This window comes from Acetobacteraceae bacterium (genome assembly GCA_004843345.1).
Lineage (GTDB): Bacteria > Pseudomonadota > Alphaproteobacteria > Acetobacterales > Acetobacteraceae.
Window position 1 is genome coordinate 642790 of the sequence record CP039460.1, and the last position, 26240, is coordinate 669029.

Here is a 26240-nt window from a genome sequence, read left to right on the forward strand (position 1 = left end):
TCCCCAAAATAATAAAGCGTTTAAACAAGAAAAGGCAGGGAGATTCCTGCCTTTCATTGCCACAAACTGCGAAATTTCATCTTTATTTAGTCTTCGACCTCAATCCTTTTCGCACGTTGCGCTGCAATCATTCTTGTCCCTTTGATAGCAAGAGAAATCACAGCAAACGCAATGAGAACTTTTTGAACTTTGCGAATAAGACTCTTGCTCCGGCGTGCCTTTAAGGCTGCCTGTTCCGCTTCAAGCTCACGCAGGCGGTTTTCGGCGTCACTAAGAAGATTTTTAAGCTCTGCAACTTCAGATTCCATGTTTGACTTGTCGCTCATAACTGCCCTCTTTCACCTCTCGTGTTTAAAACGGCCCTCGGGCCGATTTCATCAAAAATTCCTTTGAAAAGGAAAGACATTCCATAATGAATGCCAAATAAACAAGAAAAAAATTCTCTCTCTTTTCAAGATATGATAATTTCCAATCGCTCTTTAAAGTAGAAGAGTCTCTTCCCTTTACTTTATTTTCCCAGTTGGTATTTCAAATTTGCCTTCGATTTTTTTACAGTTTGATAAGATACCCCTAAAGGGAAGCCTTTTCTAGCCATGAAATCTTCTACTTTTATTCAATATCAAGGAAAATCTTTCCCGCTGGCATGGCTTTATGCCCCTTCGCCACAAGCTTTCTTTTTTGCCCTGCGGACAACAGCTGCCGCTATGCTTGCTTTAGGCATTGCCTTTTGGATGGAATTAGATAGTCCTGGCTGGGCGTGCCAAACAGTTTGGCTGGTTTCCCTCCTTACCCGTGGAGAAAGTATATCTAAGGCCCGCTGGCGTATTATTGGAACGCTGACAGGCGCTTTGGGCGCTTTCTTCCTCTCCGCCATTGTGCCGCAGCAGGCTTGGCTCATGTTTCCGCTTATGGCGGGCTGGCTCGGTCTTTGCAGCGCCATGGCCGTTTATTTTAGTCATTTTAGAGCTTATAGCTGGGTGCTGGCAGGTTATACCTGCACCATTATCACTTTCGGCGCTGCGCCAAATTGCGATCAATATTTTGATTTTGCTATCGCTAGAGGAAGCTACGTCATTATCGGCATTTTATGCGAAATGGCGCTGGCCTGCATTTTCTCCTTTAATTGGGATACAAAATCACATCACAGCATGTGTGATACGCTTTCTGGGATTTTAACGAAAACGACAGGCACGATCAAAGACCTGCTGCAAGGCAGAGCCAGTGTCGTAGCGACCACACAAGAACTTATGGTTCAAATCAAAGAAATGGAGGGGAAAAGTAAATTTATGGGCATTGAGACTGTCGGGATTAACCCACATCTTGATGACCGTGCGAGAGATGTTATTGCAAAAACGGCTTTAGTTCTTTCTCAACTTGTCGATCTCTCGACCCGTTTGCAAATTTATAAAGAACATCATGTTCCCCTGCCTGTCTTTAATAAAATTGTTTCAAAAACCCTCCCTGTTTTAGACCAATTACCAGAAGTTTTTCAGGACACGACCCTTATTCCGAGCCGTCTTTCCAAGCTGGATCAACTCCGCAATTTTTGCAGACGGGCCGCCACAAAACTCATTCAGCAAAATATCAATAACCGTGCGCCAACAGATGACACCTCTCTCAATCCCGGGCGCGGCATTGTCGGAGAAGGTGCGCTTTGCTTAGCGCTGGAACGCACCTTAGATAAATTAGAACATGCGATTTCAAGCTATGTTGCCACCCTTTATCCTGAACGTGGGGACCATTTCCGTTTCCGCCTGCCTGACTGGCACGATGGACGGGAAGGTTTTAGCCACGGGATGCGTGCGGTTCTGGCTGTTTTGATTTCAGCATTTTTCTTTGAAATTACAGCATGGCCGCAAGGATTTATCCTGGTCACCTTTACAGGGGTTGGTGTGGCGCTGAACTCCGCAAGCGGTGACCCTCTGCAAGATCAAAAAGGGGTGATGAACTTCCTCAAAGGGGCAACAGCCGCTTGGATAGCAGCTTTTTTTCTTGTGATGGTTCTCCTGCCAAGCACCAAAGTGTTTGAAGGCGTGATTATTACGCTTGGCGGCTTAATGTTTATTGGTGGCTTGGCTCGCTACTGCCCGCCAATCTCTGGCGCTGCGGCAATTTATGAGTTCTTTTTGCCCATTATGATTGGTCTTCAGAACCACCATTTAATGAATGAGATTCAGTTCTATAACAATACAAATGCGATCCTTTTCGGGGCTATCCTTGCTGTTCTTACCTTTGCCAGCCTGCCCTTCAAACCTCTGGATAAGCAAAAGCGCATCTGCCATGCTACCTGTTTGGCACTTCGCAAGCTCTCCAAGCCTTCCAATCGGATTTCTCCGCTGAACTGGGTTTGGCGAAGTCTAGACCGTGTCATCTTAATGGTGCGCCAAGAATCCCGAAATGAAAACCATTACGCGCCGATTACCATTTCCAATCTTCTTATGGCGCAAACTGTCGGCCTGAATATCATTCGCCTTGAAACCTTGTTAGAAGCAGAAGACAGTGATCTCCCACCGAGAGTCACACGCGCTATCAAAACATTGCTCCGCTATTTTGCAGCGCGCCCTTCTGTCAATAATGCAACCATTCAAGCAGGCTATCTTGCCTTAATGAGTCTGGATCGGGCAATCCGTGAAAGCAATGATCTCGCCACCGAGCTTGAACTTATTTATGCGCTTACCGATATCCGTCTTATTTTACATTTAATGCTGAAATATGGTGATTTCCTCAATGAAGGGACACTTGTCGATCCACAATCACAGCGCTTTGACAGTAAATATGCCCCTCCAAAATCCTTAAAACTCTAGGCTTTTAAGACTCTAAGGCCTAAAAAGAAAAATCATCGCCCCCTTTAATGTTTTAGACAAAATATCTTATACTCGCCCTGTCGGGGTTTCTTTATTCTAGTGAGGTCATATGGAGTTTATTGGAGATCATTGGTTAGCGATTGTTGGCGTCCTGCTGTTAATCGCTGCCTTAAGCTGCGGTTTTGTGCTGATTGGCGTTGTCTGGGGCGGTATGATGCTTCTCAAAGCCATGACAGGCTTTTTGCTTCTGGCTGGGATTGCCTGCATCGCCGTTAAAATTATGGTGGATCGGTAACGTCCCTTTACCTTACCTTCCAAAGGCGGTGTCTTTTCACCGCCTTTTTATTTGTGCGTGTCCTGAAAGAATCTTTAACCTTTATTAAAAAATCTATTCATCTTTTTAGCGTCCCCTCTTGGCAACAGAGATTTTAAATCCCCATATAAGAGGGTAGCGAAACAACGCTTATGACTGAAAGGATTCAGGATGACAAAAAGATATGAGACGCTTTATATTCAGCCCTTTCCTCCCCACCATAAAGAAAAGCCTCTGAGATATTATGAGGTTCGGATTGGCCATAAAAAGCCAATGGAGACTTTCCTAACCTTAGAAGAAGCGGCAGAGTACGCCTTTAAATATACCGATACGCTTCATTTTCCACGGGTGAAACATACACGCCCTGACCCCAATAATCATTCTCATTGGATCAAAATTAAAGAATCAGAAAAAGAAAAGCTAAAACAACATGCAGAGGCGGATAAAAAAGCCGTCTCTTAAAAAGTCCATAAAAAAAGGCGGTGGAAAACGCCACCGCCTTTTTAAACGCAAAAATAATCTGCAAGGATAGGAAAGCCGTGCCTTCCTATCCCAATAAATTAACGGGTTCTTGCGTCCTGATCCTGCAAACGGCTGATTTTCTGAGAAATTTTCAAACGTGCCTGCGCCTCATCATAGGAATCTCCAACAATTTTTGCAGCTTCAGCCTGAAGGGCTTTAACCTGTTGAGCGATAGAATCCTGCGCAGCCTGTGTTGTGTTGCCTAGACCTTCGCCATTGCCGTCACCAAAACCTGCTGAGACGTCTTCTTTTGCGGTTGTAACATCGACTCTATTTACCATTTCTACACCTTACACAGTAAAATATTCTTATAGGAAAAATCCCCCCACTTCAAGATGTCTATTTTTCCGTCAAAAGTCAAGAAAAACCCATAAAATCCGCCTTTTCCAGAGAGATCGACACATTATTTCAAACAACGTGATAGGATAGACACAAGCAAAAATCTTACCGCAAATAGGATGGGACAATTAAAACGATGAGAACCATCAGAAGGTAAATCAGATTCAGCAAGCGACCATCATCTTGCGGTAAAAACCCGGAGCAAAACACCAGCAATGTTAGAAAAAGCGCTATGCCAACCAGAATAAGAACAAACGTCCAGAAATGAGCCGAAAACCCTTTCGGGGCTGCCCCATTCTCTCCCTCTTGCTGCGCTTTTTCAAACTTCTCTTCCAATGCCAGCCCCTTTCACTTAAGGATTAGGCAACATCTTTGAGAAAGATCACTTTCGACTTTCCGCCTATGACAAGGCGTGTAATGGCCTGATCAAAAGATTTGCCGTGTTCCGTTTCCATATGGTCATGGAAAGCTTTCTCATTTTTATAGCTTTCCTCAATATAGAAAATCGTCCCATTATCCTGCGCTTGATAGACGTAATAACGAATATTGCCGGGTTCTGCCCGAACCTTTTTTGCCAAATCCGCTAACAATTTAGAAAGCTCTGAGGCACGCCCCGGAATGGCTTCCATCGTGGCATAGAGGTTGATCTGCCCGTCTTCTGTCTCTGTGACGACCTCAGCCCCTTTTTCCTCTGCCTGATTATCCTCTTCCAAAACGTAACCCAAAACCGCCTTTAGAGCGCTGGCTTCAATGGTTTTTTCAGCATGGGCAGAAGCTGGCAAGAAAGTCTCTCCAGCAGCCAAAAATGCAGCGACAAAAAAAGAAGATTTCAAAAAAGTTCTAAAATTCATATTTTTTAACATCTTTAAATAAAGAGACCTTTCTTTAACCGAGGCAAGCTAATGCCAAATTTCAAAAGAAGGCAAAGACAAACGCCCTAAACAAATTATTTTTACAAAATTAAGGTCTATTTTCTTTTATACCTGTTTTTAAGAGTCTCATAGAGGCGTAGAAGGCGCTTTCACGTCAGAGGGCTTTTGAAAATTCTCTGGTAAAGCCTCCTCTGGACTCCCTTTTTTCAACGGACGGAATTCAACTTCAATATCCTTAGGATAGCCATAAGCAGATTGATGCGCCTGATCATAGGCAGCACCGCCTGCAAAAATCCCAGAGGCTGGAATAAAAGCCGAAAGGGACACTAGGGACACTAAAAATCCCCCTGTATTGCCCATATAAGCCGCTGTCAAATCGGGATCCCATGATTTTGCAAAAAGCTGATAACCTGATTTTGCGCAATTCAAAATCAAATCCTGCTCACGGCTTCTCTGCAATTTGACATAATGAGGCGTTTTAAACTGTTCTTTGAGAAGGCCACCCTGATAAATTTTACAGTCAGCCGCTTCTGGATTGGAATAAATAAAGAGCTTTTGTGAACTGCCATTAGTTGCCGAGGCACAGCCTGCAAGAGAGGAAAAAGACAGTAAAGCAACAGTCATTTTTTTCGATTTTTTAAATAAGCTTGCCGAAAAAGAATGCTCCTGAAAACGCACTTTTCAAACCTTTCCTCAAAAAGCCATAGCGGATTCCTCAACTATAATCTGTTCTCTCTCTTTTTCACAACTTCTGAAAGCAAAAAGAGTCTTAGATTCAAGGATAAAGCCGAAAAGTCATCAGAAAATCCGCAGTTTGAAGGCTAGAAAATGTCTGTAATGCTTTTCACACGCTCCGCATCATCTTGCCCCGATTGAAGGACTTGCTGATAAAAGGACGGAAAAGCGTCCGTCTCCCACTTTCCATTGACTTTATGAAATTCTGCATCGGTCTTTTCGATAATTCCCCCATGAATGCCCCCTGCTTTTATCTCTGGATACTTCGCCTGAAAAGCCGCCTGATCCCTCTTAGAGCGAAGCCCGTAAGTTCCGCCTGATTTAAGTTTCAGCTCCAGCGCAGCGCCCTTTTCGGTGAAATAACGCTGATAGGCAAGAAAACATGAAAAAGCGCCATTTTCAATAGAGTGACAACGCAAGTCAGTAACTTTAATCGTGTTGTCATCATGCTTCACGGTAAAAAGCGCTTCGACCTCCTGCTTGCTTGGAGCGCCGTTTCCACAGGCAGATAAGAGAAAAACCGCAGGCAATACAGATAATACTCTTCTTATTCGTTTCATTTCTTATCCTTTGGACAACGATCTCTCTATTTTCAGCGCTTGCAGACGTGAAGCGAAACAACACCACAGGCGAAAACATAAAACAATCAGCTTAAATATTCTACTTTTTCCAAAAGACAAAAATGTACTCTACCGCCAACCAAAAAAGGCAGTGATTGCTCACTGCCTTTTCCGAGTTCTTTTCGTTTCCTGTTAGAAAGAAATTAGTCTTCTTTCTTACGGGACATACGTTTGCGCTCGTTGGAGTCAAGGTAACGCTTACGGAGACGAATAGCAGAAGGGGTAACTTCGACCAGCTCATCATCTTCGATATACGCAATCGCTTGCTCTAAGCTCAACTGACGTGGTGGAACGAGAACAGGCGCTTCGTCCTTGCCAGAAGCACGCATATTGGTGAGTTTCTTTTCACGAACAGCGTTAATTTCAAGGTCATTATCTCTGGAATGCTCACCCAAAATCATCCCTGTATAGATGGTTTCCCCAGCACCGAGGAACATCACACCACGATCTTGCAAAGCAAAAAGCGCATAAGGTGTTGTTTTACCATCTTCTGCGGAAATCAAAGCCCCATTACGGCGGCCTTCGACTTTACCAGCATAAGGCAGATAATCATGGAACAAACGGTTCATAATACCTGTACCGCGTGTATCTGTGAGGAATTCCCCATGATACCCAATCAAACCACGGGAAGGAATCAAGAAGGTCAAACGGGTTTTTCCACCGCCTGAAGGACGCATATCCTGCAAAACACCTTTACGCAAAGACATTTTCTCAACAACAACGCCAGAGAATTCTTCATCGACATCAATCAAGACTTCTTCAAATGGCTCTGTCTGCTGACCGTTCTCATCTTCACGGAAAAGCACACGGGGGCGACCGATTGTCAACTCAAAACCTTCACGACGCATCGTTTCAATCAACACACCAAGCTGAAGCTCACCACGCCCTGCGACTTCAAACGCTTCGCTTTCTGGGCTGGTTGTCACTTGAATAGCGACATTGCCTTCCATTTCTTGGAACAGACGGTCACGAATCTGACGGGAGGTTACTTTTTTACCTTCACGTCCACCCAATGGGCCATCGTTAATTCTAAACGTCATAGAAAGGGTTGGCGGATCAACAGGAGTAGATGGCAATGGGGTTGCCTGGTCTGGCGCTGCGATTGTGTCTGGAATCGTTGCTTCTGCAAGACCCGCAATGGCAATAATATCGCCTGCTTCGGCTTCTTCAACCGCAACACGCTCCAACCCACGGAAGGCCAGCAATTTTGTCAAACGGCCTGTTTCAGCCACACTGCCATCGGGTTTAAGAACCTTAACGGGCATATTGACTTTGGCACGGCCTTGCTCGACACGGCCTGTCAAAATACGTCCTAAGAAATTGTCGCTTTCTAAAATGGTGGCAACCATAGCAAAAGGCGCATCTTTTGGAAGATTTGGCGCAGGCACATGGCGGACAATCAGCTCAAACAGCGCAGAAAGGTCTTTTTGCGGGCCTTCCAGCGTCTCATCTGCCCAGCCCTGACGGCCAGAAGCATAGAGCATTGGAAAATCAAGCTGCTCATCATTCGCACCCAAAGCTGCAAAAAGGTCAAAAACCTCATCATGCACTTCATCTGGGCGTGCATCGCTACGGTCAACCTTATTAACAACCAAGATAGGACGAATCCCTTGAGCCAAAGCTTTGGTCAACACAAATTTTGTCTGGGGCAATGCGCCCTCAGCCGCATCGACCAGAATAACAACACCATCAACCATGGAGAGAATACGCTCCACCTCACCACCGAAATCGGCATGGCCTGGGGTGTCAATAATATTGATACGGGTATTTTTCCAAACAACAGACGTGCATTTTGCAAGAATGGTAATGCCACGCTCACGCTCTAGGTCATTGCGGTCCATCGCCCGCTCTGCCACATGCTGGTTTTCTCTAAAAGCCCCTGATTGTTTAAGAAGCTCGTCCACCAACGTGGTTTTGCCATGGTCAACGTGGGCGATAATGGCAATATTGCGAATATCGGTCATAAAACTTTCGTTACATCTACTAAAGAAGAGAATGCTTAAAATTAAAGCGGGAAACAGCGCAGTTCGCAAAAACCAGAAGAGGTTGGCAATAGGTTACCGAAAATAACAAAATTGTATAACGATCTGTCTGTCAAATTTCTAAATTATTAAGGTTCGTATTTTGCGCCCAATTCCGTTTTTTTGCAAGTATTTTACCCCTTTGACAGATTACTGTTATAAAATAAGTTCTTTTTCTGACATCTGAATTTAAATTTACAAGGGAAAATTTCATCTATGTCCAACGGATTAAATCCGCTTTCTTCCCTGACTCAGCTTGGGCAGAACAGCCCTCTTCCACAAAGTCCTGAAGAAGCAAAACTCGAACGTGTGCCTTCACCGCATCAGGGGAAAAATTATCTCGTACGCTTTGCTGCACCCGAATTTACATCCCTCTGCCCCATCACAGGCCAGCCTGATTTTGCGCATTTGGTTTTAGATTACATTCCCAAAAACTGGATTGTTGAAAGCAAATCTTTAAAGCTTTACCTCTCCAGCTTCCGCAACCATGGCGCTTTCCATGAAGATTGCTCTGTCACCATTGCAACCAAGCTTATCGAGCTTCTCGAACCAACATGGCTGCGTCTTGGCGCTTATTGGTATCCCAGAGGCGGTATGCCCATTGATGTTTTCTATCAAACAGGCGAACCGCCCAAAGGCGTTTGGATTCCAGAACAAGCTGTCCCCCCTTATCGAGGACGCTGAAATCTAAGAGGCAAGTGAATACTCCGTTATAATCTAGACACTTTTATAACGGCTTTCACTTGCCTCCCTTACGAAAACCGATATAATCCAGCCTTGGATTTTTTCTATCTTTTTTAGTTTTAAGCGTTGGCACTGGCGATACAGGTCTAGAATCAGACCTTTTTACGTCGATGTTTCTGCTTTTTGATTTTCCGAAGTCTTCATCATCTGAAGGGACATTTTATGTTTGTACAATCAACAACAACAATGACAGCCGTGATTACAACAGTTGCATTTATTTTTGTACAAAAAATGTCAGGTTACCTTCTCTGTTCACTTGGTTATTGGAACAATATGTCCGCCCATAACCGACATGATGATGTGACTCAGGAAAATAATGCGCCACGATAAATTACTTCCCTCTGCCGCCTGTCGAAAGAACAAAAAACGGTGGCAACCGACCTCAAGAATCTGCCTCAAAAAACACTCCCTCCTACGTTTCATTATTGCAGGACTAGCCCTTTCACCTCTTGCGAAAGCGCCGAATTCCTTCGCTGGTTATAGTCTCGATATCAAAGACCAGCCAGACTGGATGAAAATCCCAATGAAGTGGATTGAGCCCAAAAAACCTGTCCCAGCGCATTCTTGGACCGGGTCTTTGCTCTCCCCTTCGCCTTCCTTTCCAAAAGGCATGTGGGCTCTCGAACCTTACACGGTTGCGACCGTTCCAACAGGGAATTATGACTCTCACGGCAATCTCATACAGCATGGCGGATCACAATATGATTCCCTCACAAGCTCATGGTTTTTCAAAGGTGCGCCTACAGATCACCTTTCGGTAGATATTACCCCTGCCTTTAGCTATTCATGGACGCCACAAGATGGCACTGCCAATAAAAACTCGCATGTTGGCTTTGATGATTTGCCTTTTGATTTAGAATACCGTTTTACGGACACTTATTCGCCTTCTATCAGTGTTGTTTTCGGCGCTTCCGCTCCGACAGGCGCTTATAACAACCTTGAACGTGCAGCTGATGGCGTTGGCGCAGGTGTATGGAAATTGCGCTACGGCTTTAACGGCCAATTTGTTGAGCCTTTCTTTAAACAAGCGATGCGTGTCCGCTGGTGGGCCGTTGCAAGAACCCCCTTAGGCGATGCCAGCCTGAAAAACACAACCTCCTATGGCACGGGCGAGGGCTTTAGAGGATCAGCCCATCCTGGATCGACAGGAGAGGAAGGCATTGCGGTGGAGCTGGGAATCACCAAACGCTGGCTCTTTGCCCTGGATCTTTACGAAGATTGGGGATCGACCACCAATATCCGAGGCACTTACAGCTACGGGCATAATGGCTGCACACAGGCGCAATGCGCGTTTAGCCAAAATACTGGCTGGTCCACAGCTTGGAGCGCTGCGCCTGCAATTGAATATGCGCCAAACGGTGTCTTAGGACTCATTGCAGGGGTGCAGGTAACAGCGGCAGGACATAACACGTCCCGAACACTCGCCCCTCAGATTGCCGTCATGTATGCTTGGTAAATTACCTCAAACTAAAAAAGCGCCCTAAAACAAAAACAGGGCGCTTTTTAAAGACTCAATTTCTTTTAAAAGAATGTCTGAAGAAGCTGGCACGTACAGGCAATGCCCGTCAGCACAGCCGCTATTGAATTATAACGCCCCTGCCGCCGCAATGTCGCAAAAAACGCATAGGTTTTTCCATGCTCTTCAAACGTCCCTGCAAAATGGCCGTCCATATTCACAAACGCATCCTGCGTGTGAACAACTTCATCCTTATCTGTATTTTTATCGAAAATCTTCTGACCCACATTAACCTTGTCCCCATGGAACTCAATACTGTTTTTCATGAGTGTCCGATGGTCAGAATAAAGAACCTTTACCTGAGACGCATAAACCCAGGCAATGGCCGCAAAAAAACTAAAAATAGCGACGCAATATTGTAAAATCACATTTATAAAATGGAGATGCATTTTTTTTCACCCTCTTAGCAAAATGGGGCATTAAGACTCTTGGAATATACGCCTTTCCTACACCAGCAACAGCCCCTTAAAAGGCTTAAATGAATATTTTTTGCGATTATTACCCCTCAACTTTGAGTCTAAGCTTTGATTTTATCAAAAAGTCGCTAGAATATACCTTAAACTTTTAGCCTTAGATGTTTTCTGTTATAGGTTAATTTCATTCTGGCCAAGCGGTATAAATATGAATTTAAACATCCATAATGCTGATGCGAAAAAAGTCGTCACTCTAATTGTCCCCGTTTTCAACGAAGAAGAAAGTATTCAGTCGTTTTGCAAGGCCGTTGCAACACTTTCGCTAGAGCATTATGAATTTGACATTCTATTCATAGATGACGGTAGTCAGGATAGAACCGTTGATGTCATTAAATCGCTTCAAAAAACAAATCCCCATATCCACCTCATTTCTTTTATTCGAAATTTTGGCAAAGAAGCTGCCCTTTTCGCAGGCCTAACAGAGGCCAAAGGCGATGCGGTGATCCCCATGGATGTGGATCTTCAAGACCCGATTGAGGTCGTCCCTGAATTTATCAAAGAATGGGAAAAAGGCGCAGATGTCGTCCTTGGCAAACGCAGGCGCCGTCATGGTGATAGCTTAATCAAACGCCTTTCTGCTGCCATCTTCTATAAGTTGCACAATAAAATCTGCTCTGTTCAAATTAAGCAGGATGTTGGTGATTTCCGCCTTATTTCCGCAGAGCTTGTTCCCAATATTACCAATTTACGTGAGCGCAATCTGTTCATGAAGGGGTTGCTCAATTTTGCAGGTGGAAAAGAAGCTATTGTTGAATATGACCGCCCTGCCCGTCTCCATGGAGATGCTAGCCAAAGCCCGATTAAACTTCTTCGGCTCGCTCTGAATGGTATTTTTGGATATTCTACCGTTCCTCTAAGGCTTTCCACTTATTTTGGGGTTCTTTCTGCAGGCGTTAGCTTTTGCTATGCTCTTTATGCTCTTTTCGAAACTTTTATCAAAAAGCACAAACTTTCTGGCTCGCCTTTACTCTTGACTATTGTCCTTTTCCTCGGTGGCGTTCAGCTTATTTCGATTGGTCTTTTGGGAGAATATATCGGACGAATGTATATCGAAATTAAAGATCGTCCTAGATATTTACTCAAACGTGACAATACATAACGGCTCTTAGCAAAAAGTTTTTCCTATGATGCCGCATGTTGCGCTCGCACTCTTTGTCAAAGATGAGTTTTCAGATATTGCAGGCTGGATTGCGTGGCATGTTGCCTTAGGAATCAAAACCTTCTTCATCTATGATGATCATTCAACGGACGGTACTTGGGAAATTCTTCAAGCGGCGGCTAAATGTTATGATATTCGTCTGCGCCGGATTGACCCCCAAAAAGTCCCTTCCTTTCAAGAACGGCAGAGACAAGCCTATTTCCAGTCTATTGAAGAAGCGCGCAATGAATGTGACTGGATCGGTTTTTTAGACGGGGACGAATATCTCTACCTCAAGCATTTCGATAGCCTACCCAAATTTTTAACCCAATTTCCGCACGCCGATGCGGTGGCGTTTTCTTGGCGGATTTACGGAAGTTCCAGCCGTGTTGTTCGCCCTAGACGCCATATTGTAGATATGTTTCGCCAACATTCTACCAAAGAATTTGCCGATAACGTCCATATTAAAAGCTTTGTGCGGCCAAAAAAAATGGGCAAAAAATGGGTTGATCCCCATATTTTTGACATTCCGATTACCTCCTATGCCCGCCCAAATGGGACTTTCCTTACGGAAAAATCGCCTAAACAGCCTGTGCAGTGGGAAGACGGCTATGTCATGCATTTCATTTGCCGCTCAATGGCGCATTATATCCAGCGCATTCAACGGCGCCTCAATGAAGACCTCTTTGATTCTGACAGCTATTGGGCTTATTTCAACCGCAACGAACTCACCGATAATGCCCCGATGCGGTTTCTTCCAAAAATGGCCGAAAAGCTCAAACCTATTCAAAATGAAATTCTTAAATTGGCCATTCAACATTTAAGAGATTTGCCGATTACACCAGATCCTAAGCTCTATCCACATAAACAAAATTTTGAAAAACTTGAAATTGTTAAACTCATTTCCCTGCATGGCACAGCGCTTTATTATGCGCCAAATTTAGGCCATGCTCTGAACTGTTCCGAAGAAACAGCCAAAGAGAATGGTTTTCAACTGGTTTACGGCCTTATCAATCCAAAAACACCGCAAATTATCACGCTTGCTTTGCCTGAAAATGCTAAAAATACCCAACTCCATCTTTTATTCGATGAGAGAAGCTCCTCTGAAAAACTCTACCGTCTAATCCCAACAGGCTCAGGCTATTTTAACCTTCAGCACCCAGCCTCTCACCGTTTTTTCTGTATGACACCGCCAGAACCCCCTTCTGGATTTGGAAATGCCGTGGCAGATAGAGAAAAAGCACATGAATGGGAAAAAATCATCTTAGAGCCTGTTTCCGCAACACATTTGCATTTTAAAATGCCTAAACTGCCTTTTGAAATCACACATAAAACATCGGCCTATAAAATTCTAAATTGGCTTCAAACGGCAAAAACACAGCCTAGCTCCGAAGATTTTCTCAATGTTCTCTACCGTCTCTCGCCTAAAGTACAACAAGAACTCTCAACCTATGTCCCTGGATTGCTTTGGGGATTTTGTTGAGTTCTGACCGATTTTTCTTTTTTTCTATAATCCGTTAGCATAGACTGCGAAAAAAAATCTATCTTAACAAAAAAGGTGCTGAATCATGCCAGAATCTCTCCATCTTGAGCGCAAATGGCTCATGGATATATTTGGAAATTTCCTGCAATATGATTCCATGTCGGAAACACTCATCTCGACCCATTTCACCCCCCAAAGTTTTCCGAACCTTTTTACCTTTGTGCCTGTTCCTAACACCTCTCCGCATCGGGCGATTTTACGCCTTCAAAATGCTATCCCCTCTGCGTTGCCGCCTGTCAATTTTGTACCTGTAAGCGAAAATGAGATTGCCCTTCTCAACCTTGAAACAAATAAATTTCTATGTTCTCACCATACGCATCCAACGACAGCTTGGCAGTCAGACTCAATCCTTGGCTGGGAGCATTTTATTCTTTTAGATAAAAAGATGCTCACAGGGCTTTCTCTTTTAAGCGACCGCGATCTAACCCTAATTCATGATAACGAAGGCTCGGTGCTGACATTCAAATTTTTAAATCAAGAAAACACCGCCCTTATCGGACAAGATGAGATTAAAATCGTCCAAAATTTAAACGAAATTGCCTATTTGGCAGACGTAAAAACGCACGAAAAACTCCGCTTATCTTTTGAAAAAGCGGGGAAAACACAAGAAAAAATTCAGGTTGAGATTTTCGTAAAAAGAGCGTTAGCGCTTAAAGCTTTCCCGCTCTAAAAATCTTCAGCCTCTGTCGAATTAGAGCCATGAAATGATCCGCCCAGCCTCGCTGGAAAGGATTTTTTTCTGGCTTGAAATATCCATATTATTCCACGCAATTAAAAAATCGCCATAAGAGAAATAGCCATTATTCTCAGCAATGAATTTTGCAAAGCTTTTTTCATCATGAACGAGTGTCGGGTCTGCTGAGAAGAAGACCTCGCCTCTTTCAATCGGCTCTAAACGGAATTTTTCCCAATCATTAACAGAGTCACGATCAACAACCAAACTGCCGCCAAGCGCCTCTGGGATGCAGGCCATAAAATGCTGGGATTCCAAAGATTGAAACGCATACAATCCATCAGAAGGATAAACTCTAAAGGCGATACTCGACTGCATACAATCGTTTGCCTCAAAATAAAACCGCTTTGTCGAAACATCATTGTCGGTAAGGATTAAGAAATAACAAATATTTTTATTATTTTCATAAATTACGCAAACAACTTCATCCCCAGCTTTATTTCCAAAATCCTGAACAACTTTGCTCGAGTGACGCTCCAATGTGAAAGTCGCATTATGAGCCGTCCTCAATCTATATAGGAGACTTTTGCTTTCTGCTGGCATTCTTTCGGCTAATTGCGCCACATACCCCTGAGAAAGGAATTTCTTAACAGATTCCCGTTTGATGAAGTCAATCATCTTCCTTGCTTTTTGAACAAAAAACTCATTCGGTAGTGTCTGCAGTTCATTGCGGTTAAAATACTGCCAATAACCGTCTGAATCAGTCATATTCGAATTGATTCTTTTACTGACTTTTTCAACAAAATCCTGCATTGATCTTACAATATAATGATTAACGCAGGCATTCTCCCAGATAATCTCATGCGTTGGCTTCTGGCTTAAATCAATCGGCTTTGCCCACGCATTCGCATATTTTTCATCATGCAATGTAAAATGGTGAGGGTTGCCGTAATTAAACGTGAAACTCTCTGGCCGGATAAAAACTTTACCAAGCTCACAATCTTCTAAATCCATCTGGCAATGATAAGTATAAGCCTCATAAGTCGGCGCTTTTGATTTAACCACCCGCCCACTTGAGCCATACATACGCCAGCTCAAAGCAATCCCATTAAAATCAGAAAATCTTTCTAAAAAAGCCGAGATATTGACATCTTTTTCAAGAGAAATATATTCGTCACCGTCTAAAAAACAAATCCAGTCAAATTTACCAATCGCGGCACGGCAGGCTTTTTTATAGGAATCCGCCTGCCGCCAGTAAAAATTCTGTATTTTAGAATCTGTCCGGATCACTTCAACATTATAAAATTTTGAAAAAAGCTTACACAGCTCATAGGTACCATCCGTTGAATGGTCGTCATAGATAAAAATCTTCTCAAACCCAATGGAAAAATGCCATGCAATCCACCCAACAATATCCTGAACTTCATCTTTGACAAATAACGTCACCGCTGATCGCACAATGTTTTCCTTACCAAAATTTTACAACATCACCTGTTTTCAGGTGCGAAGATAGCTCAAAACAAGAAAATCAACACGAACCTGTCGATTTCGGTATATCATTTTATATTTATTTTGTATTACTCTAAAAAAGATTTTATGTAGAATAAACAGGAATTTTAGGTAGAAACGATTATGGATTGTCTTTCTAGGTGGAAATCAGCAAAAAACTTACTTTCCTAAATTCTGAAAAGATACCTTCTGTAAAAATATTAAGAATATAAATGAGGTAACCGTGCCTGAAGACCGCAAATTAAACTTAGACGATGTTGAAGCGATTGAGGCGATACTCACCTCAGTGCCAGAAGCTTTTAATCTTTATAAGACTCATGGCCTCAATACGGTTAGCAATACCTTTCATATTGCCAATTTATTGCATCTGCATGCCAAAGTTTATGAAGCCTCTTTATTTTACAGACATGCCTGCGACTTACACAGCAAGCTCCCAACAGAACATCCTTCCCCTCAAATTCTGCTTCACGTAAGCCTCCTCTGCCTCTTAAAAGCAGGTCGTGACCTGCCTGAAGAGGAAATTAAAGAGCTTGAGGGCTATTCTAAAACCCATGCAAATTATATCCGTGGCATTCAAGCCTCATGGCGTGAAGGCAATACAGAACGCGCGATGGCACTCATTGGCAATACGTTTGAAGAATTTCATTCTGGAGAAGAGATTGATGTTCTCTATCTTGAAATCGCTCTCAAACATTTCAGTCCTCTAAATGGCCCTATTACAGCAGAATCTTATTCGCCCATTCCACGTCGCCTCTACATGTTCTGGGATCAGAATCCCCCTCCTTCCATTGCGCAAAATATTGAATATCATAAAGAGCTTTTAGGCGATGAATTTGTCTTTTTTGATAAAAAAACGGGCGGAGAGTGGCTTTTTCGACATTTTGGCAGAGAAGCGCTTGCCCTTTTTGAAGAAGCGCGCCACCCTGCTGAAGCTGCCGACTTCTTACGTATCCATGTCATCCTTAAAAATGGCGGCTGGTGGATTGATGCCGATTTACGTCTAAAATCGCTCGAAGAATGGGAAAAGACAGCACGTCTTCCAAAAGACAGTCGTTTCTTTACGACAAATAATTTTTATGTTCATAATGATTTCTTTGGCGCTGTCCCCAACCATCCTATTTTAGTCAATGCGGCAGTCACATGCTGGACAAATATGCTAAAATATCATGGCCTCTTTATCTCTTATAAAACAGGACCTGGTGTCTTTAACCGTTCCTTAAGCCGAACTTTTTATAATGCGTTCATCTATGATGAGCCCCTGCCGTCTCTTGCGATTGGAACAGCTTCTGACATGTTCTCCTTTGTTGAACAGTTTGATGTTGAATATAAATCCCTTGGGACTTGGCATACTGCTTAACGCTCTGCCTCTATCGACTTGAAACACTATAAGTAAGAAGGGAGAAGCGTCACTGTGAAATGGTTTTTTGCAATGACACAGGCAATGCTGGAGCGGGATGAGGCTTTAGCAGATTCTCAAAAAATTGGTTTTGCGGAATGCGCCCGGGCAGCGGTTTGTTCGGCAAAAGAAAATACATCTCTTCAGCCGCATCTGATTTTTGATGGGGAAGAATGCGCTTTCACCCGTGAAATGGCGGCGGCTGGCGTTAAAGTTCTCTTACACCGTCTTTCTTTTTATGACCGTTTAGCACAAGCGCAACAAACGCACCGCCCAGAATGGGGGGATTATATGCGTAAAGCGGCTGGCGCTTTTATGAAGCTTGAATTGCCGTTTCTTGAGACCGAAGATCAATTTGTTCTCTTTACCGATTACGATGTCCTATTTCGGAAAGAGCCTGAGTTGCGCACTTGCCGTCCGCAGGTTTTTGCTGCCTGTGGCCAATTTGAACTCCATAAGGGCATAAATACAGGCGTCATGGTTCTCAACCTCAACCGGATTCGGGAGGATGCGCCAAGCCTGATTGATTTTATGTGCCACCATTTTGGCATGATTTCAGGTTATGATCAGGAACTTTTCAGGGTCTTTTACTATAAAAATGGCAGTCCGCTTCCGCCGACCTGTAATTGGAAACCCTATTGGGGAATCAATAAAACGGCTAGCATTGTTCATTTTTACGGCGCAAAACCGCTTTTAGCCGAAAAACTTCTGAAAAACCCCTCTTATTGGGAGGAAGAAACTTCTTTCGACTTTTATCGGCAGCTATTCTTTAGAAAACCCGAAGGATATGCTTTTTTTATTCAAGAATGGGAGGAGTATGCCTCTCGCCCTTCTCTTGCGCACGAAAAAGTAAAAGAAGAACCAGACTCGGACGAAATCCAAATTCAAGCCTTTGATGCGGCTCGGCAGTAACACCTGCCAAAATCCCTCTGTAAATCGCCAAAGATAAAGCTTTCAAAGCAGGGTTTTTCGTGCTTTTTTAAGAGAGATACCTTTTGAATCATTTTAGAAAAGATTTCCGATGTAAAATGAACAACAAAGACATGGAAGAAGATAAAACGTGGGTCTTTTCTGTCCTGCTTTTTGTTTGGGCGATTGTTTTGCGTCTGCCAACTTTTGGTCACCCCCTCCTCTATATTGACGAGGATTGGTATCTCTATGTCGGGGGACAGCTTCTTCATGGCTACCTGCCTTATGTTGATGTTTGGGATCGCAAGCCTTTTGGCCTGTTTCTGCTTTACGCCCCTTTCTCTCTTTTCGGTCCGTTCCGTTTTCTCGCTTATCAAATTGCAGCCCTCTTTTTTGTCTGGGGAACCTCCCTTCTCATTGACAAAATGGCTCGAAAATTCACCACACCTCTGGGAGGATTTTTGGCAGGGATGCTCTACCCTGCGCTCCTCGGCTGTTTTCTAGGCTGCGGTGGGCAAACGCCTATTTTCTACAATTTCTTTACCGCCCTTGCGGTTTGCCTTTTCTTTGAACATTGGGAAGAACTTAAAACCAGTCCCCAAATTTTGAGGAAAACAGGAAACTGGGCAATGCTGCTCCTTGGATGCGGTATTCAAATTAAGCCGACCATTATTTTTGAAGGCATTTTCTTTGGCTGTCTCCTGCTCTTTTTCTGCTGGAAATCTGAAAGAAACCTCAAATCCTTTTGCCTTAATGCGCTGGTCTGGGTAGCGATTGCCCTCTCTCCAACAGCCCTTTTTGCAGGCTTTTACCTTGCCATTGGCCATTTTCAAGACTGGTATTTTGCCAATGTCATCTCAATTTTCTGCAAGGATCCAACAACCCCCTTTAGCCGCTATTATCATTATGCTGGGGCACTCGTTGTTTTTGTCATCGTCGCTTGCATTCTGATTATCGCCCTTCGCCCCACATTAGACCGTGTTAAAAAACAGCTCTTTGACTTTACGGTTCTTTGGACCTTCGTTGCCTTTGTCTCCGCCTCTCTCTTTCGGCCTTACTACGGCATTTATCTCCTCCCTTTCCTCTTGCCTTTTTCCCTTTTTGCAGCTTTTTGCACCTGCCGTCCGAAATATTCTCTTGAGAAGATTATCCTTTCCATAGGGCTGGCTGTTGCAACCCTTTACAATGAAAAAGACACCTTCCGCCTCTGCGCCAAACATCCGATAAAAGAATATTACGACATTCAGAGAATTGTCATGCAGCGCCCGAATGCCTGTTTTTTCGAATATGGCGCAATCTCTACCATGCTGGACCTAACGCCAGAAATGGCTAAAAACTGCCATCTGACAAAATATAGTTTCCCGTCCCATTTGGGCAATATTGATGAGCAAGGCTCACTCGGTGTGCCAGATGAAGCTAAACTTCTCGAAAACATTCTCAATCAAAACCCGACCTTTATTCTTGTCGGACAACATTATATTGACCCCCTTCCTGCCCCTATCGGCAAAAATAAGGCAAAAATTGGGCTGTTTAAGAAAAAGCATGATCTTGTCGAAAACAAACTTCGCCAAGACTATCATTTTGTCTATGCCCATGTTCCTACAGAGTCTTTGATGCTTTACGAAAAAAACAAAACCCCTTAAATAATTGGTATCCTCTCTAAAATAAAAAATCCAGGGGCTTGTGCATGCCGGTATTCTCTCGAAAATTTAATTTTTACGCCTGTCTGCCTGCGCTTTTGCTTCTTATTTTTGCGTATCTGATCCGCCTGCCAACCTTTGGAAATCCCATCCTCCATATTGATGAGGATTGGTATCTCTATGTCGGGGGAAAGCTTCTTCATGGCTATCTGCCTTATGTTGATATTTGGGACCGCAAACCGCTTGGGCTTTTTCTGCTCTATGCCCCTTTTTCCCTTTTCGGAGAGCATCGTTTTCTCGCTTATCAACTGACAGCGCTCTTTTTCGCTTGGGGAACAGCGCTTTTTATCCTGAAAATCACACAAAATTTCATCTCTTATTCAGCTGGGATTTTCAGCGCCTGCCTCTATCTTCTCCTGCTCAATGATTTGGGTGGCTATGGCGGACAAACACCTGTTTTTTATAATTTTTTTACGGCCTTCGCCTTTTATCTTGTCCTCGAACGCCTCGAAGAAATAAAAATTAACCGCCTTTCTTTGACCATAACGGGCGCCCAAGCCATGTTCCTTTTAGGGCTGGCAATCCAAATCAAACCAACCGTTCTTTTTGAAGGCACGTTTCTCGGCTGTCTCTTAGTTTTTATTTGCTGGCGTACGCAAAGAAATATTTTTTCCCTTTTAACAAATGCCGTCCTCTGGCCTTTCATTGCCCTTTTACCGACCTTGCTTGTCATGGGATTTTACGCCCATATCGGCCATTTTCAAGAATGGTATTTTGCCACGATTGAGTCTGCCTTTCTCCGGCAATCCATTGAAAACCCTGCTGAAGCGTTCAAACTCTTTATCCTCCTTGGAATTACCCTGTCCCTCTGGCTCATCGTGCTTTTCACCTCTTGGCGGCAGTTCCTCATCAAAGAACGTGAATATTTCATTATCCTCACACTTTGGCTCACTGCCGCCATCGTCGCCATTTTACTTATTCACCCTTACCACCCTGTCTATACCCTTCCGCTTGCTCTGCCTTTTGCGCTTTTAGCAGGATTTTTAGCGATGAAATCCGACCTTTTAGGTCAAATTCTCATGATGATGCTTTTTTTACTCGTGGCAAGCGAAATGTTCCGATCACTCCCCCCTCTCTTGAGCGGACATTCAAGAGAGCAATATCAAAAACTCCAAAAAATTGCCAAAGACCATCCTGGCTGTTTGCTAGAATATGGCGGGATTGTCACCATGCTTGATCTGACGCCAGAAATGTCGAAAAACTGCCATTTAACGAAATATCTTTTCCCAGCCCATCTCAGTGCACCTAACGAAGAAGGCGCTATTGGCGTTGCAGACGCAGGGGAGGAATTACACCGTATTCTGGACGAAAAGCCTGAAATGATTTTGGTCGGCGGTGATTATTTTGAAGAAACCTCGCCTTACCGCAATTTCCGCTTTCTCAAACGTCAAAACCATATTATGCGGAAAGCGCTCAAAGAAAACTATCATCTTTTCTATACACATAAGGAAAATGAACGTTTCGAGCTTTACCTCCGTAATGAAGCCCCACAGACTTCTTCACAGCTTCCGCAACCGCCACAAGCATCACAACTTCCGCCAGCGCCAAAAACCTCACAAGCGCCTAACGCTGACGTTCATGCAACGGAACAATCTTTTCCTTTGAACTGAAAATCGTTCCAATGCCTGCCAAATAAAATAAAAATTTCACCATCGCGGCTAGGCTATAAGAAAGCCCTAGCCCAAACGTGAGGAAAGAAGGTGTAGACATAAAAACAGCGATAAAAACAAACATCGAAAGCGCTGAGATCACCTGCACCCATAAAATACTAATAGATTTTCCAGCACAGTAAAGCAGTCCTTCTAAGGGTAATCCCAGCATCAAAAACAGCAGAGAGGGCGACATCCACTGCATCAAAGGCAAGGCTTCAAGATAATTGTTACCCAAAAGCGCAAAAATAAAACTGCCCGCAAAACACGTAATTAAAATCGTCAAAACCGAAGCGCCCAGCGCAATCAGCTCAATTCTGCCGACAAGTGACCAAGGTTTTGAAGAGCGTATATCCAGCCGTGCCAAATCAGGATAATAGCTTTCTTCTAACAAACGGCCGAGTTTCGCAATCGCCCTTAAAAAGGTCTCGGCCAAGCCAAAAAAAGCAACTGCCGCAGGCCCAAAAAAGCGCCCCACAATCATAAAAACAGCTGGATTTACCGCCGCATTGAGACAATAACCAAGATTAGCGCTAAACATTAAACGCCAAACCCCCTGCGGCATCTCTTGAGAAAGGCGCACCAAATGAAAGGCAGGCGAAAAGGTAAAATAATTTTCTTTTAAAATACGGAACGCCGCCAAAATGACATAAAGCTGGCCAGACATGGTTGCAATCCCAATCGCTAACGCAAATCCGACAATACCGCCGCTAAATTGCCAAACCAGAAGCCCTAAAAGCAAACGGATAATGGCCGTATAGGGCTCCTGCTTCGCCACCAGCCCCATTCGGCCGAAAAGCCTTAAAATCCCCGTTGTGGAACTATTTAAACAGGTTGCCGGGATCGTGAGCAGCGAAGCCACAATCCCCATTCCTAAAAGAGAAGCGCTTACCCCCACCGTTTGCGAAAAGAAAACGACCCCTGTAACGGCAACCAATGTCGCCAAAATAAGTGTGAAAAAATCTAACCCTAACGCAAAAGAAATCGCCCGTTGAACAGGTGATTTTTCCCCGTTTTCTAAAGGGGCGGCGCCATAATGAAGGATAACCTGCCAACTCCGCCCAGAGCCCAACGTCGCCATCAAACGAGGCCAAGCATAAAGCAATGTGACCTGGCCAAATTCAGAAGGCGTTAGAGAGCGTGCCATTAAAATCGTAAAAAGCAGGCCAAGAACCCCTGCCATCGCCTGCCCAAGAAAAAGCTGCGCCACATTTTTCATCACACCGAAAAAAACATTTCTCTCTGATGCGGCGGAATTTGCCTGTGCCAACCAGCTTGCCTTTCATCTAACATGCTCTAATTTTTTAAGAATTCTACCCTTCTTAATCGCATTTCTCAAAGATTAAGAAAAGCCTTTAGATATTTTTGCATCGCCTTCTTGTTTCCTGTTTTTTAAAGACCAAATAAGTACTGTTAGAAGGTCATCTCTACTCTAGAGAGAACGTTTTAATTTTAAGTTTCATCTATCGGGAGTACCCCCAAATGGCTTACCAAACGCTCAATCCCTACACAGGCGAAGTCCTTGCAACCTTCAATGATGCAACAGATGCTGAAGTCGAAAGCGCCCTTGAAAAAGGACATCAAGCCTTCCTCCAATGGAAGAATACCTCCTTCAAAGAACGCGCAAAAATTCTTAATAATGCGGCTGAAATTCTTAACAAGGATATTAACAAATACGCCCAGCTTCTAACCTTGGAAATGGGCAAGCTTCTGCGTGAAGCAAGATCCGAAGTCGAACTTTCTGCGAAAATTCTGCAATATTATGTCAAAAATGCAGAAAAACATCTTCAGCCAGAAAAGCTTGCTGTTGGCAAAGATGCCATTGAAGAAGCCTATCTTGTCCATGAGCCTCTTGGCATTCTTTTGTCCGTTGAACCTTGGAACTTCCCCTACTATCAGGTAGCCCGTATGCTTGCGCCTCAGCTCTGCGCTGGGAATGCCGTTATCCTCAAACATGCTTCGAACGTGCCACAGGCTGCGGCGGCTTTTGAGAAATTAATGCTGGATGCTGGTTTGCCAGAAGGTGTCTTCCAAAATCTCTACCTCACCCATAAGCAAATCAATACCGTCATTAATGACCGCCGTGTCTGCGGTGTTGCTTTGACAGGCTCTGAAACCGCTGGGAAAATTGTCGCTTCTGAAGCTGGGCTTGCGATGAAAAAATCAACGCTTGAGCTGGGCGGCGCAGATGCCTTCATCGTCTTAAAAGATGCTGATATTGACAAAACAGTGGAATGGGCTGTTTTTGGCCGTCACTGGAATGCTGGACAGGTCTGCGTTTCTGCAAAACGTATGATTATTGCCGATGAAATCTATGATGAGTTTATTGAAAAATACCGTAAAGGTGTTGCTAAACTTGTTGCTGGCAATCCAATGAGCCCAGATACGACCCTCGCCCCTCTTTCTTCTCAAAAAGCAGTCGATGATCTTAAAAAACTCATTGAAGAAGCTAAAGAAGAAGGCATTACGGTCACAGAAGATGGTGCTCCTGTGCCAGAAACAGGCGCTTTCATGCGTCCAACCATTCTCACCGATATTCCAGAGGGCGTTTCAACACGCTACAAAGAATTTTTCGGCCCTGTCTCTATGATTTTCAGAGCCAAAGATGAGGATGATGCCATCCGTATTGCCAATGATACCCCATTTGGCTTGGGCGGTTCTATCTTCACAAGAGATGTTGAACGTGCGAAATATCTCGCAAAACGGATTGTCACAGGCATGGTTTACATTAACCATCCAACCAAAGTTGAACCTGATCTGCCATTCGGCGGTGTCGGACATTCTGGCTATGGACGTGAACTTACTGTTCTTGGCCTCAAAGAATTCGTCAATCATAAATTGATTGCCGTCACCGACATCAACTCCCCTTTCTAAAAGGGTTTTTGACTCTCTTAAAAGCCGCCTCTTTTGCAAAAAGGAGGCGGCTTTTTCTTGACTTTTTTCTCACCTTTTTTCATTCTTCTTCCATCGGAGATGGATTTCCTCCTGTTCTTTATCCCAAAGAACAAACTGCGCCTTCTTGTTGAAAACGCTGATGATTCCTCAGTAAATTTAATTTATTTGGAGTTTAATGCCCGAGATGCGCCTTTTTACAGCTTCCTCTTATTCAAAAAACAGCCTTCAAGCAGAAGGAAGCTTCCTCCTATGAACGCCCTTATTTCATGTTTTTATGTGATGGTTGGCGGCGGTATTGGCTCGGTTATGCGCCATCTGATGGGACTTTCAATGTCCTCTCTCAGCCGTCATTTTCCTCTTGGGACTTTATGCATCAATATCCTAGCCTCTTTCCTCATCGCCTTTTTTGGAACTTTAACGCTTGAAGAAGGGTATTTCCCAGCCTCTGAAAATCTCCGCCTGTTTTTTATGGTGGGCGTTTGCGGCGGTTTCAGCACCGTTTCCTCCTTCTCCCTTCAAACCTTAGAGCTATGGCGTGCAGGCTCAATGGAAAAGGCGCTTTTAAATATCTTTTTAACGGCTTCGCTTTCTATGGCAGGCGTCTGCCTTGGCTTCCTTGCGGCAGCTTACTTAAATAATGTATTGAAGGGATAAAATAGGCTGTGAACAACAAATTCACAGCCTGAAAAGCTTACTTTTTTAAGAGTTCAAAGGCTGCAACTTTGTTACCTGCGGGCACTTTTGCAACATAACCGCCCGTTCTATTATAAAGAGAGCCATCTTCATTCAACTTACCGAGATATTCGCCTGAAGGGCCATACATACCGCCATCTGTGTGGATAACGCCTTGATAATCCCCCGAACGGCCATAGACTTCACCATCTTGGCCGAAATTGCCTTTATAAGCGCCCTGCGCATCATATAAATGGCCGTCTTGGGTCTCTTCCCCAAGATACTGCCCCTGCGCCCCATAGGCTTTACCATCTGGCTGGACGGAGCCAACATAGCCGCCAGAAGAGCCATAAACCTGCCCTGTATTACCGCCTCCTTGAGGCTGATCGGCAAAGGCGAAAGAAGGCAAAAGGCTCAAAGAACCTAAAAACAAAGCGCCTGCGCTGTAAGATTTTTTAAAAAAAGCCATTCCCTTAACTCCTAACGCATAGCGCTTTGAAAAGCGCTTGTTGAGAAAACATAGACCTCGTTCAACATAACAGATATATAAGAGACCATCATTAAAAATCTCTTCCCCTTTTCCACTGATGAAAAGAGGAAACTTTTGTTACAAAATAAAAACTTTACGCCTGAATAGAAAGGTTCAACACATGAAAGTTATCAATCTTATCGGCGGCCCGGGCTCTGGTAAAACGACGACTGCTTCTCATATTTTCGCTCTTTTAAAAGAAAAACAAATTGGCCGTGTGGAGCTGGTTGGAGAGTTTGCCAAAGATGTCGTCTATGATGAAGCTTTCAGCCTGTTTAAAGACCAGCTTTTTATCCTTGCACAGCAAAATCACCGCCTCGAAAGACTGCGGGACAAAGTCGATTATGCGATCGTTGATTCCCCACTTCCCTTGATTTTAGCCCATGCAGACGGCATAGCGTTCAATATGAAACGGATCGTCACCGAAGTTTTTAACAGCTACGACAATATTAACTTTGTCCTCGAACGTGAAGCCTCCCTGCCTTACGAAGAATATGGCCGCTATGAAACGCTTGAGCAGGCCAAAGAACTTGATAAGAAAATGGTTGAAATTTTCAAACCTTTCCCAACCATTAAAAGCAACGCTTTTAAATGGAAAGAAATCGCTGAATTTATCATGGAAGACTATAAAAAAGACTTAGCAAGCGCCTAAGTTTCTCTTGGTAAAA

General features: G+C 43.9%; 27 protein-coding genes. 15 read left to right on the forward strand and 12 right to left on the reverse strand.

Annotated elements, in window-relative coordinates:
* Positions 1-86: 86 nt before the first annotated feature.
* Positions 87-326 carry a hypothetical protein gene (locus tag FAI40_03240; GenBank protein ID QCE34430.1) on the reverse strand — a complete coding sequence of 80 codons (240 nt, stop codon included), beginning with the start codon at positions 324-326 and terminating at the stop codon, positions 87-89.
* Between the two features lie 267 nt (positions 327-593).
* On the opposite strand from FAI40_03240, the gene FAI40_03245 reads away from it, so the two are divergent.
* The 3 genes from FAI40_03245 (at position 594) to FAI40_03255 (ending at position 3579) form a co-directional block, all read left to right on the forward strand.
* Positions 594-2804 carry an FUSC family protein gene (locus FAI40_03245; GenBank protein ID QCE34431.1) on the forward strand — a complete coding sequence of 737 codons (2211 nt, stop codon included), beginning with the start codon at positions 594-596 and terminating at the stop codon, positions 2802-2804.
* A gap of 109 nt (positions 2805-2913) precedes the next feature.
* A complete protein-coding gene (locus tag FAI40_03250; protein ID QCE34432.1) occupies positions 2914-3099 on the forward strand; it encodes a hypothetical protein in 186 nt (61 codons plus the stop codon).
* Positions 3100-3288: 189 nt separating this feature from the next.
* Positions 3289-3579 carry a hypothetical protein gene (locus FAI40_03255; GenBank protein QCE34433.1) on the forward strand — a complete coding sequence of 97 codons (291 nt, stop codon included), beginning with the start codon at positions 3289-3291 and terminating at the stop codon, positions 3577-3579.
* 98 nt (positions 3580-3677) lie between these two features.
* Here the strand turns inward: FAI40_03255 and FAI40_03260 are convergent, their stop codons facing one another.
* The 6 genes from FAI40_03260 to typA form a co-directional block, all read right to left on the reverse strand.
* Positions 3678-3920 (reverse strand): hypothetical protein, encoded by a 243-nt coding sequence (locus FAI40_03260; GenBank protein QCE34434.1) that lies wholly within the window; start codon positions 3918-3920, stop codon positions 3678-3680.
* Positions 3921-4083: 163 nt separating this feature from the next.
* Positions 4084-4314 carry a hypothetical protein gene (locus tag FAI40_03265; GenBank protein ID QCE34435.1) on the reverse strand — a complete coding sequence of 77 codons (231 nt, stop codon included), beginning with the start codon at positions 4312-4314 and terminating at the stop codon, positions 4084-4086.
* Positions 4315-4337: 23 nt separating this feature from the next.
* Positions 4338-4607, reverse strand: a complete 270-nt coding sequence (locus tag FAI40_03270; protein QCE35733.1) for an antibiotic biosynthesis monooxygenase — start codon at positions 4605-4607, stop codon at positions 4338-4340.
* Positions 4608-4976: 369 nt separating this feature from the next.
* Positions 4977-5474 carry a hypothetical protein gene (locus tag FAI40_03275; protein QCE34436.1) on the reverse strand — a complete coding sequence of 166 codons (498 nt, stop codon included), beginning with the start codon at positions 5472-5474 and terminating at the stop codon, positions 4977-4979.
* A 197-nt stretch (positions 5475-5671) separates the two neighbouring features.
* A complete protein-coding gene (locus FAI40_03280; protein ID QCE34437.1) occupies positions 5672-6145 on the reverse strand; it encodes a hypothetical protein in 474 nt (157 codons plus the stop codon).
* 203 nt (positions 6146-6348) lie between these two features.
* Positions 6349-8169, reverse strand: a complete 1821-nt coding sequence (typA, locus tag FAI40_03285) for a translational GTPase TypA (protein QCE34438.1) — start codon at positions 8167-8169, stop codon at positions 6349-6351.
* 273 nt (positions 8170-8442) lie between these two features.
* Between typA and queF the strand changes: the two genes are divergently transcribed.
* The gene (queF, locus tag FAI40_03290; GenBank protein QCE34439.1) at positions 8443-8910 is read left to right on the forward strand and encodes an NADPH-dependent 7-cyano-7-deazaguanine reductase QueF; all 468 of its coding nucleotides are present in this window, start codon (positions 8443-8445) and stop codon (positions 8908-8910) included.
* A 55-nt stretch (positions 8911-8965) separates the two neighbouring features.
* Here queF and FAI40_03295 read toward each other — a convergent pair whose 3' ends face one another.
* Positions 8966-9082 (reverse strand): hypothetical protein, encoded by a 117-nt coding sequence (locus FAI40_03295; protein ID QCE35734.1) that lies wholly within the window; start codon positions 9080-9082, stop codon positions 8966-8968.
* A 204-nt stretch (positions 9083-9286) separates the two neighbouring features.
* On the opposite strand from FAI40_03295, the gene FAI40_03300 reads away from it, so the two are divergent.
* Positions 9287-10426 (forward strand): hypothetical protein, encoded by a 1140-nt coding sequence (locus FAI40_03300; GenBank protein QCE34440.1) that lies wholly within the window; start codon positions 9287-9289, stop codon positions 10424-10426.
* A 65-nt stretch (positions 10427-10491) separates the two neighbouring features.
* Here FAI40_03300 and FAI40_03305 read toward each other — a convergent pair whose 3' ends face one another.
* Complete coding sequence (locus FAI40_03305) at positions 10492-10875, reverse strand: hypothetical protein (protein ID QCE34441.1); 384 nt, start codon at positions 10873-10875, stop codon at positions 10492-10494.
* Positions 10876-11107: 232 nt separating this feature from the next.
* Between FAI40_03305 and FAI40_03310 the strand changes: the two genes are divergently transcribed.
* From FAI40_03310 to FAI40_03320, 3 genes are all read left to right on the forward strand, one after another.
* Positions 11108-12058: a glycosyltransferase family 2 protein gene (locus FAI40_03310; protein QCE34442.1), complete on the forward strand. Its 951-nt coding sequence runs from the start codon at positions 11108-11110 to the stop codon at positions 12056-12058.
* 25 nt (positions 12059-12083) lie between these two features.
* Complete coding sequence (locus FAI40_03315) at positions 12084-13580, forward strand: glycosyltransferase (protein ID QCE34443.1); 1497 nt, start codon at positions 12084-12086, stop codon at positions 13578-13580.
* An 85-nt stretch (positions 13581-13665) separates the two neighbouring features.
* On the forward strand, positions 13666-14310 hold the full coding sequence (locus tag FAI40_03320) for a hypothetical protein (protein ID QCE34444.1): 645 nt from the start codon (positions 13666-13668) through the stop codon (positions 14308-14310).
* A 21-nt stretch (positions 14311-14331) separates the two neighbouring features.
* On the opposite strand, the gene FAI40_03325 is transcribed toward FAI40_03320, so the two are convergent.
* Positions 14332-15774, reverse strand: a complete 1443-nt coding sequence (locus tag FAI40_03325; GenBank protein ID QCE34445.1) for a glycosyltransferase family 2 protein — start codon at positions 15772-15774, stop codon at positions 14332-14334.
* 271 nt (positions 15775-16045) lie between these two features.
* Between FAI40_03325 and FAI40_03330 the strand changes: the two genes are divergently transcribed.
* The 4 genes from FAI40_03330 (at position 16046) to FAI40_03345 (ending at position 21437) form a co-directional block, all read left to right on the forward strand.
* Positions 16046-17179 carry a hypothetical protein gene (locus tag FAI40_03330; GenBank protein QCE34446.1) on the forward strand — a complete coding sequence of 378 codons (1134 nt, stop codon included), beginning with the start codon at positions 16046-16048 and terminating at the stop codon, positions 17177-17179.
* Between the two features lie 54 nt (positions 17180-17233).
* Positions 17234-18130, forward strand: coding sequence for a hypothetical protein (locus tag FAI40_03335; GenBank protein QCE34447.1), 897 nt, complete (start codon positions 17234-17236; stop codon positions 18128-18130).
* A gap of 116 nt (positions 18131-18246) precedes the next feature.
* Positions 18247-19770 carry a hypothetical protein gene (locus FAI40_03340; GenBank protein ID QCE34448.1) on the forward strand — a complete coding sequence of 508 codons (1524 nt, stop codon included), beginning with the start codon at positions 18247-18249 and terminating at the stop codon, positions 19768-19770.
* A gap of 44 nt (positions 19771-19814) precedes the next feature.
* Positions 19815-21437: a hypothetical protein gene (locus tag FAI40_03345; GenBank protein QCE34449.1), complete on the forward strand. Its 1623-nt coding sequence runs from the start codon at positions 19815-19817 to the stop codon at positions 21435-21437.
* Here the strand turns inward: FAI40_03345 and FAI40_03350 are convergent.
* Positions 21391-22746 (reverse strand): hypothetical protein, encoded by a 1356-nt coding sequence (locus FAI40_03350; protein ID QCE34450.1) that lies wholly within the window; start codon positions 22744-22746, stop codon positions 21391-21393. The two genes, FAI40_03345 and FAI40_03350, sit on opposite strands and share 47 nt — an antisense overlap.
* 212 nt (positions 22747-22958) lie before the next feature.
* Here FAI40_03350 and FAI40_03355 point away from each other — a divergent pair, with 212 nt between their 5' ends.
* Both FAI40_03355 and crcB read left to right on the forward strand, forming a co-directional pair.
* Positions 22959-24350 (forward strand): NAD-dependent succinate-semialdehyde dehydrogenase, encoded by a 1392-nt coding sequence (locus FAI40_03355; protein QCE34451.1) that lies wholly within the window; start codon positions 22959-22961, stop codon positions 24348-24350.
* Between the two features lie 270 nt (positions 24351-24620).
* Entirely contained in the window at positions 24621-25025 is a 405-nt protein-coding gene (gene crcB, locus FAI40_03360; protein ID QCE34452.1) for a fluoride efflux transporter CrcB, read from the forward strand.
* A gap of 37 nt (positions 25026-25062) precedes the next feature.
* Here crcB and FAI40_03365 read toward each other — a convergent pair whose 3' ends face one another.
* Positions 25063-25512, reverse strand: a complete 450-nt coding sequence (locus tag FAI40_03365; GenBank protein ID QCE34453.1) for a hypothetical protein — start codon at positions 25510-25512, stop codon at positions 25063-25065.
* Positions 25513-25630: 118 nt separating this feature from the next.
* On the opposite strand from FAI40_03365, the gene FAI40_03370 reads away from it, so the two are divergent.
* Entirely contained in the window at positions 25631-26224 is a 594-nt protein-coding gene (locus FAI40_03370) for a hypothetical protein (protein QCE34454.1), read from the forward strand.
* Positions 26225-26240 lie beyond the last annotated feature (16 nt).

Coding starts and splice junctions, on each gene's coding strand:
- FAI40_03240 (QCE34430.1), bottom strand. CDS start 326: ATGAGCGACAAGTCAAACATGGAATCTGAAGTTGCAGAGCTTAAAAAT.
- FAI40_03245 (QCE34431.1), top strand. CDS start 594: ATGAAATCTTCTACTTTTATTCAATATCAAGGAAAATCTTTCCCGCTG.
- FAI40_03250 (QCE34432.1), top strand. CDS start 2,914: ATGGAGTTTATTGGAGATCATTGGTTAGCGATTGTTGGCGTCCTGCTG.
- FAI40_03255 (QCE34433.1), top strand. CDS start 3,289: ATGACAAAAAGATATGAGACGCTTTATATTCAGCCCTTTCCTCCCCAC.
- FAI40_03260 (QCE34434.1), bottom strand. CDS start 3,920: ATGGTAAATAGAGTCGATGTTACAACCGCAAAAGAAGACGTCTCAGCA.
- FAI40_03270 (QCE35733.1), bottom strand. CDS start 4,607: ATGGAAGCCATTCCGGGGCGTGCCTCAGAGCTTTCTAAATTGTTAGCG.
- FAI40_03275 (QCE34436.1), bottom strand. CDS start 5,474: ATGACTGTTGCTTTACTGTCTTTTTCCTCTCTTGCAGGCTGTGCCTCG.
- FAI40_03280 (QCE34437.1), bottom strand. CDS start 6,145: ATGAAACGAATAAGAAGAGTATTATCTGTATTGCCTGCGGTTTTTCTC.
- typA (QCE34438.1), bottom strand. CDS start 8,169: ATGACCGATATTCGCAATATTGCCATTATCGCCCACGTTGACCATGGC.
- queF (QCE34439.1), top strand. CDS start 8,443: ATGTCCAACGGATTAAATCCGCTTTCTTCCCTGACTCAGCTTGGGCAG.
- FAI40_03300 (QCE34440.1), top strand. CDS start 9,287: ATGCGCCACGATAAATTACTTCCCTCTGCCGCCTGTCGAAAGAACAAA.
- FAI40_03305 (QCE34441.1), bottom strand. CDS start 10,875: ATGCATCTCCATTTTATAAATGTGATTTTACAATATTGCGTCGCTATT.
- FAI40_03310 (QCE34442.1), top strand. CDS start 11,108: ATGAATTTAAACATCCATAATGCTGATGCGAAAAAAGTCGTCACTCTA.
- FAI40_03315 (QCE34443.1), top strand. CDS start 12,084: ATGATGCCGCATGTTGCGCTCGCACTCTTTGTCAAAGATGAGTTTTCA.
- FAI40_03320 (QCE34444.1), top strand. CDS start 13,666: ATGCCAGAATCTCTCCATCTTGAGCGCAAATGGCTCATGGATATATTT.
- FAI40_03340 (QCE34448.1), top strand. CDS start 18,247: ATGAACAACAAAGACATGGAAGAAGATAAAACGTGGGTCTTTTCTGTC.
- FAI40_03345 (QCE34449.1), top strand. CDS start 19,815: ATGCCGGTATTCTCTCGAAAATTTAATTTTTACGCCTGTCTGCCTGCG.
- FAI40_03355 (QCE34451.1), top strand. CDS start 22,959: ATGGCTTACCAAACGCTCAATCCCTACACAGGCGAAGTCCTTGCAACC.
- crcB (QCE34452.1), top strand. CDS start 24,621: ATGAACGCCCTTATTTCATGTTTTTATGTGATGGTTGGCGGCGGTATT.
- FAI40_03365 (QCE34453.1), bottom strand. CDS start 25,512: ATGGCTTTTTTTAAAAAATCTTACAGCGCAGGCGCTTTGTTTTTAGGT.
- FAI40_03370 (QCE34454.1), top strand. CDS start 25,631: ATGAAAAGAGGAAACTTTTGTTACAAAATAAAAACTTTACGCCTGAAT.